Here is a 13,286-nt window from a genome sequence, read left to right on the forward strand (position 1 = left end):
TAAAACAACGCCATACAACATAAAAATAAATAAAATTTGACATAAAAAAGCCCGCATTTCTGCGGTTTGTAATGTTTTATATTTCTGACAAGTGTCGAAGACCCGGATCCGGTAGAATATTTTTCCGCAGAGTAATATTTGTTCTTGCTTTTTTTCCCATTAACACTTATAATGACTTGGGAAGACAAAAGAATTGCAGAAAAAGACGTTCTGTGTTCCAAAAGACACAGAACGTCTTTCTATGTGCATGTCCAAAAAAAGAGGAAAGTATGGAAAACTATACTTACATATTAGAGTGCAGCGACGGAACATATTATACAGGCTGGACGAATGATATAAAAAAGCGGCTTTTAAGCCATAATGCGGGAAAAGGAGGAAAATATACCAGAGTGCGCAGGCCGGTAAAGCTGGTATATCTGGAAATCTTTTACACAAAGCATGAGGCTATGAGCCGGGAGGCAAAGATTAAACAGTTGACCCGAAAAGAAAAGGAACAGTTAATCACAGAATATAAGAGGAATAATAAGAATGGAAACAGTTAGATTTGACGAACTAAATATTTTACCCCAGATTTTAAAAGGAATTAAGGATATGGGATTCGAGGAGGCCACACCGATTCAGGCCCAGGCCATTCCTGTCGTGATGAGCGGCAGGGATGTGATTGGCCAGGCTCAGACAGGAACGGGAAAGACGGCGGCTTTCGGTATACCTATGCTTCAGAAAGTAGACCCTTCCCTGAAAAAGACCCAGGTGATAGTGCTCTCCCCCACCAGGGAGCTGGCAATCCAGGTGGCAGAGGAACTACACAATCTCTGTAAATATCTCCACGGGATAAAAATCCTCCCGGTTTACGGGGGGCAGGATATCAGTAAACAAATTCGCTCTTTAAAAGGCGGCGTGCAGATTATTGTGGGGACGCCGGGCCGGGTGATGGATCACCTTCGCAGAAAAACCATCCGCTGCGACTATGTCCACACCATTGTATTAGATGAAGCGGACGAAATGTTAAATATGGGCTTTCGGGAAGATATTGAGACAGTGCTGGAATACATTCCCCAGGAGAGACAGACGGTGCTCTTTTCCGCTACTATGCCAAAGCCTATTTTAGACATTACAAAAAAGTACCAGACAGATGCGGTGACCATTAAAGTGGTGAAAAAAGAGCTTACCGTTTCCAATATTGAGCAGTTTTATTATGATGTAAAGCGCAAAGATAAAGTGGATGTCCTCACCAGGCTTTTGGATTACCATAACCCCAAAGTTTCCATTGTATTCTGCAATACAAAGAAACAGGTGGATGAACTTTCCCGGGAACTCTCCGCCAGAGGGTATTTTGCGGAAGGGCTTCACGGGGATATGAAACAGGTGCAGCGTGACCGGGTTATGGCAAATTTCCGCAAGGGAAAAACTGATATTTTGATTGCCACCGACGTGGCGGCAAGGGGCATTGACGTGGACGACGTGGAAGCCGTGTTTAATTTTGACATTCCCCAGGATGATGAGTATTACGTTCACCGTATCGGCCGTACCGGAAGGGCAGGGCGCACCGGAAAGGCTTTTAGCTTTGTAAAGGGAAAAGAGGTATACAAGTTAAAAGACATTATGCGCTACTGCAAGACAAAGATTTATGCTCAGCCCATCCCCTCATCAGAGGATGTGGCCCAGATTAAGGCGGAAAAAGTGATGGACAATATCGCCGCAATTATTGAAGAAGAAGATTTGCGGGATATGATAAATCTCATAGAGAAAGAGGTAAATGATTCAGATTTTACCGCAATGGACATTGCGGCGGCTTTCTTAAAGCAGGCCGTAGGCGGCGTGGAGCTCACCAATGACAGGGAAGAGTGGCCGGAAGATTTCGGGGACACCGGGGCGGAAGCCGGGATGGTGCGTCTTTTTGTAAACATCGGCAAAAAGCAGAAAGTAAAGCCGGGAGATATTTTGGGCGCAATCGCAGGAGAATCCGGTATGCCCGGCAAACTGGTGGGGGCTATCGATATGTATGACAAGTATACTTTTGTGGAAGTTCCCAAGGAGTACGGAAGGGAAGTATTATCCGCCATGCAGAATGCAAAAATCAAGGGAAAATCCATAAATGTGGAGCCTGCAAACAACAAATAATAGAAAAAACTTATGAGACACAATTTGTCCCATAAGTTTTTTTATTTTCCTGAAACTTTTTCCCCTTCCCGTGCATCTAATAAGTGTAAAGAATAGAGATAAGCCATGGCAGATAAAAAGACAGGAGGCTCTATGGAGACACGGATAAAAAAGGCAATTCGGGGAGATGCGGACGCATTTGCAGAATTGGTGATGCAGTATAAAACTGATATGTACAAAGTGGCAAGGGGAATCCTTAACAATCAGGAGGATGTGGCGGATGCCATTTCAAACACCATATTAAAGTGTTATGAAAATATAGGTAAATTGGAACAGCCCAAGTATTTTAAGACATGGATGACCCGTATTTTAATAAACGAATGTAACCAGATAATCCGCAGATACGGAAACCAAAGTCTCCTGGAGGTATTTCCGGAAATTCCCTGGCAGGATGCCTCCATGGAAACAGTGGAGTTTGAAGAACTTATGCAGGCTTTGGATGAAAAGTACCGAGTGGTTTTGGTGCTTTACTATGCCCAGGGGTACAAAATAGCAGAAATTGCGGATTTGCTTGACATACCGGAGGGTACGGTAAAAACTCGTCTGGCCCGGGGCAGGGAAATGGCGGCAAAAGAATACGGTGCGGATACAAAAAAGTCTGAAGTTTTACCTTTGCGGAAGGAGGCAATGTAGTATGAAAGAGAGATATTTTAATAGAGAGATAGATCGGATTTTGCAGAATGATGTGGAGATACCCCGGGAGGTGGAGATGAAAATGGAAAAAGCTCTCCGGCAGATTGGCGCAAAGGAAATTCAGAAAAAAAAGGCAAAGAAAAGCCTGCGTTTCCAGGTGGCCCTGGCATTGGCAGGAGCTATGATTTTAGGCACGGTCACTGTGGGGGCAACAGGATTTTTCCTGTGGGATAAAGATGTGGCAAAGCGGTTTGAGGCGGATGAGGAAAAGCAGCAGATTCTGGAGGAAAAGAAAGTAGCAGTGCCTGTGGAGGCATTTGCCACAGATCAGGGAGTGACAGTTTCTCTGGAACAGTCTCTGATGACGGAAAGAGATATGTATCTTTACTTTAAAGTGGAGATGCCGGAAGAAATCTCTCCGGATATGGATATATTCTTTGATGAACTGGAACTTTCCATAGATGGGAAAACCACTCTCGATTACGGCTTATCCTGGTCCGGGGGCGAACCTTATGACATGAAGCATGAACAGTCAAATGTCAGGTACTGGGAGTATTTTGTGCAGGCAAAGGATGTGATGGATTTGCAGGGAAAAACTATGACAGCCCATTTCAAAAACCTTGCCGGGCAGATAAAAAATGAGAATGTCCAGTCCATTGCAGAGGGAGACTGGGACTTAAGCTGGGAATTAGATTACGCCCCCTCTCGGGAAACATTTCTTGTGGATAAAGAAGTGCCGGAAGAAAACATTACAGTTAAAAGTATTGACATTTCCCCGATTTCCATGAAAGTCACCTATGACTGGAAACAGACCTTTCATGAAGAGGAAAGCGTGGATGCGGCTGGAAATAAGGTTATGTCAGAGGAAGAAGATTTGCCTTCCATTTATCCGTCGCAATATCGGTTAAAAGACGGAACCCTTGTGGATATAGATAAAAATGGGATGGGGTCAATGGGGCGCGACAGGGAAAATGAAGATCTTGTTTGGGAGAGCTGGCAGAGTACCAAGGTAAATATTGTGGAAGATATTCAAAGCGTGATATTTGTGGGAAATGAGTCAGGTGCATCCTACGAGATGGAATTACAAAGATAGAACATAAAAAAAGAGGACAGGACGTATTTTAGAGGTGCCTGTCCTCTTTTATAATGCTTAAAAACAGTACAAAAAGGGAAATAAATAGATTGGCATGTATTTTAATATATGGTAAAATATAAAAAATATATTGAACTTAAAGAGGGCTGAGTTTATGGGGATAAGGGATATGAATCAAAAACAGATTGAGATTGAATGGCAGAAAATGATAAAAGCGGAATCTGCTTATCTAAACCGCAACGTACAGAGAGAAACCGCATTCTGGCAGGACAGAATTGCAAAATATGTTCCGGATAAGTTTGAAAACACCTTAAAAGAGGGTTTTTTTAAAGCATTTCAGCTGATTTTTGACAAGGGAACAGGAGTGATTGAAAAAACTTATGATAAAGAAAAGAAAGAGCAGGATTATAAAATACGGGAGTATGCGGCGAAGTTAAAGAATAATGGAAAATCCGTAAAGGCTTTTCAAAAGTCAGCGGCGAAGAGCAGAGTTGTAAACGGTATGATTTCCACGGCGGAGGGTGTGGGAATGGGAGTTTTTGGCCTTGGAATACCGGATATCCCCCTGTTTTTGGGGATACTTTTAAAAAGTATATATGAGATAGCTCTTTCTTATGGTTTTTCTTATGACAGTGAAAAAGAACAGGTATTTATTTTAAGGCTGATAGAAACTGCATTATTAGAAAAAGAAGAGCTGATGGCGGGAAACCTAAAATTAAACCGCATAATAGACGGGACAGAAAAACTGCCTATGGACAGAGAGAAACAAATGCGCCGTACCGCAGATGTACTTGCAGATGAAATGCTGTATCTGAAATTTGTACAGGGAATACCTGTTGTGGGAATTCTAGGGGGAGTATCGGACATGGTGTATCAGAAAAAGTTGACGGAGTATGCCCAGTTAAAGTACAAGCGGCGTTTTTACCGAAAAGCTTTGCCTGCCCGGAGTATAAATTAAATGTCAAATTGTAATACAGGTGACAGAAGTACTTGACTTTTTCTCATTTTTCTTTATAATAAACATTCGGGCGAGCCAGAAAAATTAAGCTTTCCCGACACACGGTGAGTTCGGGACCTTCCTCACCTAAAACAAAACTAAAGGAGAAAAAAATGAGAGACAAGAAAGTATTATTCATCACCCAGGCGGCTATGATTGCTGCTCTTTATGTAGTGCTGACATTGCTTGCCAACGCCCTTGGGCTGGCAAATTATGCGGTGCAGATTCGCTTTTCCGAAGCGCTTACGATTCTGCCTTTTTTTACGCCGGCAGCTATACCGGGGCTTTGGGCGGGCTGTGTCCTTGCAAATATTCTGACAGGCTGTGCGCCTCTTGATATTTTGTTTGGCAGCCTTGCAACGCTCGTTGGAGCATTTTTTACTTATGTACTTCGCAGGTATAAGTGGGCTGCGCCCTTGCCGCCCATTGCTGCAAATACGGTTATCGTCCCATTTGTTCTGGCATACGTATATCAGTTTCCAGGCTCTATTCCCTACTTTATGCTTACAGTGGGTGCGGGAGAGTTTATTTCCTGCGGAATATTGGGCATGGCACTGCTTGCAGTATTAGAAAAATATAGAAACGTAATTTTTAAAACGGACAGTGTTGTGTCTACAAAATAAAAATATACCAAGGTCTATAAAGAGGACGGAAGGGAAATACTTCCGTTCTTTTTGTATATAAAGTATAAAAAAGTATGAAAATTTTGTGCAATATTTTTAAAATATAATGCAACATTTTGCTTGTTTTATTAGACTATTATTATGTAACAAGAATCAAATTTCTGCAGAATTTGAGGAGGTGAAGAGATGGAAAAGGAGCGACTACTGGTAAAAAGGGCAAAAAGGGGAGACACGGAAGCCTTTGCCAGTCTTTACAGTGAGGTATTTCAGGATATGTACCGTTTTGCTTTTTATACCCTGGGAAATAGAGAGGATTCTAAAGACGCTGTCAGCGAGGCAGTGCTAAGTGCTTTTTCGTCTATAAAAAACTTAAGAAAAGAGGAGGCGTTTCGCAGTTGGATTTTCCGTATTTTATTTGTGAAATGCAAGGAAAGGCGAAGGGAATATGCCAATCAGACTTTGGAGTTGGATGAAGCTGCATTAAATACTGCGTTTCTGGAAGGACCGGAAGAGCATACCCTGGTGAGAAAAGCATTTTTTGAATTGGACCAGGAGGAGAGGCTTTTAATTGGAATGCATTTATTTTGCGGATACAAAAGCAGGGAAATTGCAGAATTGCTCCATATGAATGAAAATACTGTGCGTTCCAAAGAGAGCCGGGCCTTAAAGAAAATGGGACAAATGTTAAATGGCGAGGAGGGTTGATAACATGTATGAAGAAGAATTATTGGAGAAAATCAGAAAGTCTTCGGAAGAGGTAAAGATTCCAGAGGAATTAAAGCCGGATGAGATAGAAAAGAAATTAAAAAGCACAAAGATGAGGCCTAAAAAATGGATGGGAACCATGGGAGCTGCCGCTGCGGCCATATTGTTGTTATGCAGTGCAGGGGCGGTATACAGGGTCAGCGGCATCGGAAGTAAAAATATGGAGGGAACTTCCTGCGATACAGCGCCGGAAGAATCGGCAGAAAGCGGCGGGGGGCTGGGAGATGCCATGGAATCTGGTGATTCGGAGAAAAGCGCCACTGTGGCAAAGGCAGAGCCCAAAAGAGATGCGGGGGATTTGTATAAAGTGGCGGAAGACTATACCCAGGTATATCAGGCACTGCAGCCGCCTGTGTATTCGGAGGAGGAGGTAAAAGAGAGGGGATTTTTAGAAAAAATAGCAGATAATTTTCTGGGATCAAAAGGCAGCAAAAGCGATGGTGCAGCGGGAGATATGGTGGAAGAAGGTGCAGTGGATACCGCAGGGAATATGGAAGCTGAAAGCACAAATGCGTCTGCTACAGCGGATATGGATACGGGGGCCAGCAAGGGCAGCGGCAGCTATTCCAAGACAAATGTACAGACAAAAGGCGTGGACGAGAGCGATATTGTAAAGACAGACGGAGATTATATTTATACGGTTTCCGGAAGCCAGGTAACCATTACAGATATTCGGGAAAAGAAAATGAATGTTACCGGGTATCTTACCATAGGGGATCGTACAGCGGATACCCGGGTGGTGGAAATGTATGTGGAGGGGGACTCCATTCATTTGGTAGTTCAAAAAGAGGAGACAATTTTAAAGCAGGAGGAAATACAGATGCGCCCGGCTGATCCAAAGTATCATGAAGCCCTTGAGGAAGAGGGGGAAAGTCCGGCGGAGACAGGTGGAAATGAAGCAGCCAAATCCTATTCTGATAAAGATTCTTATCAGATAGAGACGAAGAGCGTGACGGAGCTTTTAACTTATGATGTCACAGACAGGAAAAATCCCAGGTTAGAGGGAACTGTGACGCAGGACGGTTATTACAAGGATTCCAGAAAAATTGGCAGCATGGTATATCTATTTACGGAAGGTTATATGGAGCAGGCTTCGGTCAAAAATCAGGAAATGGTTACCAAAGAGGAGGCGGGAGGGTTTATCCCTCTGGTAAATGGGAAAATGATAAGTTCAGACTGTATTTATCTGCCGGAATATGGAAATGCCGGGTATTTGATTTCCTCTGTGGACACGAAAAATCCCGGTGAAGTGGTGGATGAGGTCTTGATTTTAAACAACAATGCCCAGATTTATGTGAGCAAAGATGCGGTTTATCTTTACCATACGGACTATGAACAGGATAAAGTAAAAACTAAAATTGCAAAATTCTCCTTGAAGAAAGGGGAGATTAACGCCGTTGGCGCCGCCGCAGTTACGGGGGAGGTATATGACACTTTTGCCGTGGCGGAGGAAAAAGGGAATTTGCGTGTATTGACCACGGACTGGAGCGGCAGTAAAGACAGTAACAATCTTTATCTTTTGGATGAAAACTTAAAGCTTACAGGAAAACTGGAGGGCATGGCAAAGGGAGAGCAGGTGTACGCCGCCAGGTTTTTGGGAGATGTGGCATATTTTGTCACATACCGGAACACGGATCCGCTTTTTGCAGTAGATTTGTCTGACCCCACAAATCCTGAAATTTTATCAGAAGTTAAACTCAGCGGATTTTCTGAGTACCTTCACTTTTGGGGAAAAGATAAACTGGTGGGCATCGGATATGAGACAGATGAAGAGACAGGAGCGCGGGAAGGATTAAAACTGGTACTCTTTGACATTAAAGACCCGGCAAAGGTAAAGATTATCAAAGAGTTTGTGATTCAAAACGGAGATTACAGCCCAGCTTTGTACCAGTATAAAACCGTGTTGGCAGACCCGGAGGAAAATCTTTTTGGATTTGCAATGACTTCTTATCAAAATAGGGAAAAAACGAGCTATCTTCTGTTTTCTATAGAGCAGGGGGAGTTTCATAACCTTTTGACGGCAGATTTGGACGACAGCGCTTCCATAGAAGAATACCGGGGGATTTATGCCGGGGAGAGATTTTATCTTGCAAGCCCTGCGAGCATCACATCTTTTGACAGAGGGGAGAATTATAGGAAAATACAAAAATTAGAGCTGTAAGAACTTTCATGCCATAAAAAATTGGCCCATAGAATATTTTCTATCGGGCCAATTTTTGTAACAATCAGTCATTTTGATGTGCTTTTAAAAACTCTAAATATTCTTTTTGGGGAAGAGGTTTGGAAAAATAGTAACCCTGAATATATCCAATGTTCAGCCGTTCCATGGTCTCAAAGGCTTCTTTCGTCTCAATACCCTCGGAGACAATTTCCAGTTTCATACCATGAATCATGTGCATGGCCGCATCCATAACATACCTGGCCTTATCATTTTCAAAGTAAGCCTGGGTCATAGAGCGGTCAAATTTTACAATAGAGACAGGCATGTCAACAATATAATTCAGATTTGACTGTCCTGTCCCAAAATCGTCAAGGGAAAAAGACACACCGTAATCTAATAGAATGTTCATATTGTCAAGAAGAGTCTTTTTTGCGTTGGATGAGGCAGACTCCGTAATTTCAAGATTAATCTGTTTTGGGTCTACGTGGTAGGCGTTCATAATATTAATATAATCTGCGGCAAGATGGTCATAGGCGCATTGTACCACAGAAAGATTTACTTCTATGTAATGCAGCCCATACTGTTCCGTATGATTTTCCTTTATAAACTGGCAGACTTTTCGGAACACTATTTTTCCAAGTTTTAAAATCATACCATTCTTTTCTGCTATGGGGATGAATTTTCCCGGGGGAACCAAGTTTCCCCCCTCATCCCGTATGCGGATTAAAGCCTCGGCGGAGGTAAAGCGGTGTTCTCTGGTGGAATAAATGGGCTGGTAATATACTTCCACAGCATTTCGGTTAATGGCCCCTATCATCAGTTCTTCCATAGATTTTTCCTGTATCATTTCCTCCACAACACTTTGGTTTACCACACAAAATCTCCGCTCTTTCAAAAGATTCTGTCTTGCATAGCGCAGGAAAGCTAAGAGTTCATCCTCAGACTGGGCAATGGTAGATTCCGGGATATAAATCCAGGACGTGCGGAAGATAACAGAATAATCTTTTCCAAATCCCTGCTCAAAGCGCAGGTCAATCATCTCTTTTCCCGCATCGGCATCCTTTTTACTGTGAAAGATAAGAATAATCTCTTCATCCGCATTTTTAAATACATAGGCATTTTTTACAGATTCCACAAAGTTTATCATCTCCAGATGGGCCTGTTCCTGGGAATCTGTATTCAGGTTTTGGACATAGGAAGTTTCCAGCACAAGGGAGAGAAGAGAGAAGTTCTGCCGGTCTCCATAGAGCTGTTGTAAGTACTGTAACAGGGCATTTCTGTTAAAAAGTCCCGTGCGGCGGTCAATATTGGCTTCCGGATTTTCCAGAGAGAGATAGATTATCATAATTCCAAGGGAACCTGCGTAGCCCACAATCAAAAGTTCATTGTTAAAAAGCTGAATACAGGCGGCTATCGTCCAGAGAAGAAGCCATACCCACACCGCATGAATCCGGCGTTTGTTTAAAATATGTTTGTTTTTTGCCGTGTGATACACTAGAAAAAGCATGTAGAGGGCAACAGAAATATAAGTGGCAACGACGCTGGGGCCCTCCGTGTAAAGGACAGTTCCCTGGCTGTTTTCATGATATTGTATGGGGAGTATAAATATTGTGGCAAAGGTTAATATACCCAGTATCAGGCATAAGCGTTTGATTTTCCGGGTAGAAATATTGCTGGCATAGATATCGGAACAGACATAGACCATAGCAAATAATACCGTAAGGGGAAGTGTTGTAATATAAAACTTTGCAATAAAGGCCACAAAATAAGGGGAAAGGATATCTCTGCGGTCGATGACAATAATAGAGGAAATATCAAGGCAGAGACATAAAAGTGCGCAGCAGGTTAGGTGAAAAAAAGCCTGCTCTGTGTGCAAGTGTACCTTTTTCTGCCGTCTGAAAAAATATAATAAAACCAATATCATTACGATGCCGCAGCATTGGGCAAGTGGGCTCATACAATCAGTCTCCTCATATCAAATTAAAAGTCTTATTACTTATTGTACAATATTTGGCATACAGAAACAAGAGAGAACCATATCAACTTCTGGTTCTCTCTTGCTCTTAAGATAAAAAGGATTTCAAATTTTGGCTTAGATTTTCCGATAAATCCGTTAAATCTGATGTCAGGGAAGTGATTCCTCCTATCTCCTCCTTCATTTTGCCTGTAACCTCTGCGGTTTCCTCCGCAGCACCTACATTTGTCAGGGAGGATTCTTCCAGTTCCTTAATAATTTCAGACATGTTATCTTTTGTCTGGTTCATAGTGGAAATGCTTTTCTGCATATTGTCTTCCTGGTCAGTTAAAGCAGTGATACTGTTATTTAAAGCTTCAAATATCTCTTTTGTGCGGGAAACTTTATCTTTCTGAGAATTTAACACATCATCTATGGTATTCATAGCAAGAAGATTTTCTTTTGTTTTTTCTACAAGGTCCTGAATATTTTTCCCGATTTGTGATGCGGAATTATTGGACTCTTCCGCCAGTTTTTGTATTTGTTGTGCCACCACGGCAAAACCTTTTCCAGCTTCCCCTGCCCTGGCTGCCTCAATGCTGGCATTTAAGGCCAAGAGATTTGTCTCCTCCGCAATATTTGTAATGTAATCCGTAATGCTTTTAATCTGGTTTACAGATTCATTGGTGGCATCTGTCTGGTTTCGGATGCCGATTACCGTATCCTGTGCCTGTCTGCTGTTTTCTGGTTAGAAGCGGTATTTTTAATTTTTTCCACATGCTCGCTCATGGTGTAGGCGGCTTCCGTAGTATGTTCTGATGTTACGTTAAGGCGTTCCACAGCCTGTGACAATTTTACCGTACGCTTTGCAGGTTGTTTAATATATCGTATATTTTAATCCTTAGCCTTTCCGTGGAAGATGCCAAATCCCCAAATTCGTCAGCGTGCTTTATTTTTATCAGGCGTTGGTCAGAAAATTCCCCGTTGGATACCTGGGAAAGCACTCTTCTCACATCGTGGAGTACTTTTGTAAGGCCGCCGATATACCAGAAAATAAAGCCGCCCACAAGAATCAGAATTACAACAGCAATCATAATGCTGATAATGATATACTGCCTTATAATTCCGTCTATTTCCTGGGTGGACACAGAGGCCATCAAGGCGCCTACCACCGTGCCGTCCCCAGGCTGTAAAATGGGAATAATATAGGCGTGGCACATCTTTTTATCTATCTCAATGTTTTTATACCATAGCTGGGCTCCCTGCATCAACGTGTAATTTGTAATGTTTTCCCCGGCTTTCATTCCGTACCACCGTTGTCCGTTGTCACTTAATATAGAAGTCATTACGGCATTTTCCCCAAAAAAGAAGGTGGTGTCAATTCCTGTCTGGGCTTTTAAATCATCCACCACAGAGGTTTCTGCCGATATATTGAAATTCATGCCTCTCCACACGTTTCCGTCTGCTTTTAAGGCATAATCCCCGTATCCCTGGCTGTTATAAAGGTTCATTGCCGCAAGGGCACTGGATTTCAAACTGTTTTTTGTCTCCTTATACATACCGTTCTCAAACTGGAAAAGACCAACAGAGAGCATTAAGATTCCGAAAATCAACATGGAAGAGCAATATAAGGCGAACATTTTCTGTTTAAATTTCATATGGATTCTCCTTACATAGCATCTTTTGTGATAACCGTAACTCCTGTGTCTGTCTTTGTGTTTATCTCCGTGTATGTTCCCTCCAATGTGCTTACGGCAATGGCAAGGCCGTCATGTCCCATGGTTTTGGGATTTTGCTGCATTGTGGCGTATACAATGCCTTCAGATACTAGGGAAAGCATGGCGTCTGAGGTGTCAAATCCAACAATAGTGCTCTCTGTCCCCGCCTCTTTTACGGCTTCGCCGATGGCCACGGAAGTGCCTTCATTTGTTCCCAAAAAGCCTACATATCCATTTTCAAGTCCAAGGGAGACGGCATTTTTTACATTTGCCACATCATCCTGCATGTATACCGTGTCTGCCAGTACAAAATCCGTCCCTTCAAAGGCGGAGCGGAAACCTATCTTCCTGGCCATGCAGGAGGAGGTGTCTGTGGTCACCCCCATAACCCCAATGGTTCCGCTGGTAATGCCTTTTGCCCCAAGGGCTTCCTTCATGCTCTCCGCTGCTGTTGCCCCTGCCGCTTCATTATCCGTTGCCAGGGCGGAAACACAGTCAAAGCTTGCCGCACTGTCTACATATACAATTTTACATCCGGCTTCAGAAGCTGCCTGTAAACTGGCATTTATCCCCTCCGGGCTGTTTGCCGCGATTAAAATGGCATCTGCGCCGTCGGATACTGCCTGGTCTATACATGCGCTCTGCAGGGCGTCATCATGGGAATCAGGCCCAATCCATTTATATGTAATGTTCCCTAATTCTGAAACAGCGCTCTGGCATCCCTGGTCAATGGACTGCCAATAACTGTCCGCCAAATCCATGGTTATTAGATATACGGTATAGGAATTGCCGGAGCTTGTCTGTGGAGGAGCAGGCTGGCTGCTTTCTCCGGAAGGGCTCGACGTGCCGCTGCCCTGGGCTGTGCTGTTTTCCTGGGAAATGTCTGAATTGTCTGTTTCCTGAGATGTGACAGAGGGCTGCAAGGGCTCCTTTGGCATAATAATTTCAGGTGTGGTGGCGGAGCCGCATCCGGACAACAGAAGTGCTGACAGAAAAAGCCCCACCCATTTACTTACTTTCCGCATTTTGAAACCTCCCTTATGTTAAACCTACTTCTATTTAAATGATTAACTCAAACTTCGCACATAGATTTAGCCTATGCACCTTGAAAATTCAATACTGGCAGTTATTCAGTTATCTTAATTCCTATGCTATGCTGCTTGAAGCTGTGTCCTCAGTAAA

13 protein-coding genes are annotated in these 13,286 nt (G+C 43.0%); 8 read left to right on the plus strand and 5 right to left on the minus strand.

From position 1 onward, the window contains the following. The first annotated feature begins 269 nt into the window (after window positions 1-269). The 8 genes from D7Y06_RS20825 to D7Y06_RS20860 all read left to right on the plus strand — a co-directional run bounded on the left by D7Y06_RS20825 (window position 270) and on the right by D7Y06_RS20860 (window position 8,432). Window positions 270-542: a GIY-YIG nuclease family protein gene (locus D7Y06_RS20825; protein WP_120409555.1), complete on the plus strand. Its 273-nt coding sequence runs from the start codon at window positions 270-272 to the stop codon at window positions 540-542. Continuing rightward, window positions 529-2,121 carry a DEAD/DEAH box helicase gene (locus tag D7Y06_RS20830; RefSeq protein ID WP_120409556.1) on the plus strand — a complete coding sequence of 531 codons (1,593 nt, stop codon included), beginning with the start codon at window positions 529-531 and terminating at the stop codon, window positions 2,119-2,121. The genes D7Y06_RS20825 and D7Y06_RS20830 overlap by 14 nt, the downstream gene beginning before the upstream one ends. 132 nt (window positions 2,122-2,253) lie before the next feature. After that, the gene (locus D7Y06_RS20835) at window positions 2,254-2,793 is read left to right on the plus strand and encodes a sigma-70 family RNA polymerase sigma factor (protein ID WP_120409557.1); all 540 of its coding nucleotides are present in this window, start codon (window positions 2,254-2,256) and stop codon (window positions 2,791-2,793) included. Window position 2,794: 1 nt separating this feature from the next. Beyond that, window positions 2,795-3,886: a DUF4179 domain-containing protein gene (locus D7Y06_RS20840; protein ID WP_120409558.1), complete on the plus strand. Its 1,092-nt coding sequence runs from the start codon at window positions 2,795-2,797 to the stop codon at window positions 3,884-3,886. Window positions 3,887-4,040: 154 nt separating this feature from the next. Further along, window positions 4,041-4,844 (plus strand): EcsC family protein, encoded by an 804-nt coding sequence (locus D7Y06_RS20845; RefSeq protein WP_243119426.1) that lies wholly within the window; start codon window positions 4,041-4,043, stop codon window positions 4,842-4,844. A gap of 152 nt (window positions 4,845-4,996) precedes the next feature. Next, window positions 4,997-5,506: a QueT transporter family protein gene (locus D7Y06_RS20850; protein WP_120409559.1), complete on the plus strand. Its 510-nt coding sequence runs from the start codon at window positions 4,997-4,999 to the stop codon at window positions 5,504-5,506. A 186-nt stretch (window positions 5,507-5,692) separates the two neighbouring features. Further along, on the plus strand, window positions 5,693-6,211 hold the full coding sequence (locus D7Y06_RS20855; RefSeq protein ID WP_120409560.1) for an RNA polymerase sigma factor: 519 nt from the start codon (window positions 5,693-5,695) through the stop codon (window positions 6,209-6,211). A gap of 4 nt (window positions 6,212-6,215) precedes the next feature. Next, on the plus strand, window positions 6,216-8,432 hold the full coding sequence (locus D7Y06_RS20860) for a beta-propeller domain-containing protein (RefSeq protein ID WP_158591446.1): 2,217 nt from the start codon (window positions 6,216-6,218) through the stop codon (window positions 8,430-8,432). A 64-nt stretch (window positions 8,433-8,496) separates the two neighbouring features. Here the strand turns inward: D7Y06_RS20860 and D7Y06_RS20865 are convergent, their stop codons facing one another. The 5 genes from D7Y06_RS20865 to D7Y06_RS20880 all read right to left on the minus strand — a co-directional run bounded on the left by D7Y06_RS20865 (window position 8,497) and on the right by D7Y06_RS20880 (window position 13,129). Beyond that, window positions 8,497-10,389 (minus strand): EAL domain-containing protein, encoded by a 1,893-nt coding sequence (locus D7Y06_RS20865; RefSeq protein ID WP_120409562.1) that lies wholly within the window; start codon window positions 10,387-10,389, stop codon window positions 8,497-8,499. Window positions 10,390-10,495: 106 nt separating this feature from the next. Then, window positions 10,496-11,101: a methyl-accepting chemotaxis protein gene (locus tag D7Y06_RS20870; RefSeq protein WP_120409563.1), complete on the minus strand. Its 606-nt coding sequence runs from the start codon at window positions 11,099-11,101 to the stop codon at window positions 10,496-10,498. Continuing rightward, window positions 11,101-11,238 (minus strand): hypothetical protein, encoded by a 138-nt coding sequence (locus D7Y06_RS26130; protein ID WP_158591447.1) that lies wholly within the window; start codon window positions 11,236-11,238, stop codon window positions 11,101-11,103. The genes D7Y06_RS20870 and D7Y06_RS26130 overlap by 1 nt, the downstream gene beginning before the upstream one ends. A 2-nt stretch (window positions 11,239-11,240) precedes the next feature. Beyond that, window positions 11,241-12,044, minus strand: a complete 804-nt coding sequence (locus tag D7Y06_RS20875; RefSeq protein WP_120409564.1) for a methyl-accepting chemotaxis protein — start codon at window positions 12,042-12,044, stop codon at window positions 11,241-11,243. Between the two features lie 11 nt (window positions 12,045-12,055). Continuing rightward, complete coding sequence (locus D7Y06_RS20880; RefSeq protein WP_120409565.1) at window positions 12,056-13,129, minus strand: substrate-binding domain-containing protein; 1,074 nt, start codon at window positions 13,127-13,129, stop codon at window positions 12,056-12,058. Between the last annotated feature and the right edge of the window lie 157 nt (window positions 13,130-13,286).

Source organism: Roseburia sp. 1XD42-69 (assembly GCF_003612565.1).
In the GTDB taxonomy this organism is placed as follows: Bacteria; Bacillota; Clostridia; order Lachnospirales; family Lachnospiraceae; genus Roseburia_B.

Coding starts and splice junctions, on each gene's coding strand:
- D7Y06_RS20840 (WP_120409558.1), top strand. CDS start 2,795: ATGAAAGAGAGATATTTTAATAGAGAGATAGATCGGATTTTGCAGAAT.
- D7Y06_RS20860 (WP_158591446.1), top strand. CDS start 6,216: ATGTATGAAGAAGAATTATTGGAGAAAATCAGAAAGTCTTCGGAAGAG.
- D7Y06_RS20830 (WP_120409556.1), top strand. CDS start 529: ATGGAAACAGTTAGATTTGACGAACTAAATATTTTACCCCAGATTTTA.
- D7Y06_RS20835 (WP_120409557.1), top strand. CDS start 2,254: ATGGAGACACGGATAAAAAAGGCAATTCGGGGAGATGCGGACGCATTT.
- D7Y06_RS20880 (WP_120409565.1), bottom strand. CDS start 13,129: ATGCGGAAAGTAAGTAAATGGGTGGGGCTTTTTCTGTCAGCACTTCTG.
- D7Y06_RS20855 (WP_120409560.1), top strand. CDS start 5,693: ATGGAAAAGGAGCGACTACTGGTAAAAAGGGCAAAAAGGGGAGACACG.
- D7Y06_RS20825 (WP_120409555.1), top strand. CDS start 270: ATGGAAAACTATACTTACATATTAGAGTGCAGCGACGGAACATATTAT.
- D7Y06_RS20850 (WP_120409559.1), top strand. CDS start 4,997: ATGAGAGACAAGAAAGTATTATTCATCACCCAGGCGGCTATGATTGCT.
- D7Y06_RS20865 (WP_120409562.1), bottom strand. CDS start 10,389: ATGAGCCCACTTGCCCAATGCTGCGGCATCGTAATGATATTGGTTTTA.
- D7Y06_RS20845 (WP_243119426.1), top strand. CDS start 4,041: ATGGGGATAAGGGATATGAATCAAAAACAGATTGAGATTGAATGGCAG.
- D7Y06_RS20875 (WP_120409564.1), bottom strand. CDS start 12,044: ATGAAATTTAAACAGAAAATGTTCGCCTTATATTGCTCTTCCATGTTG.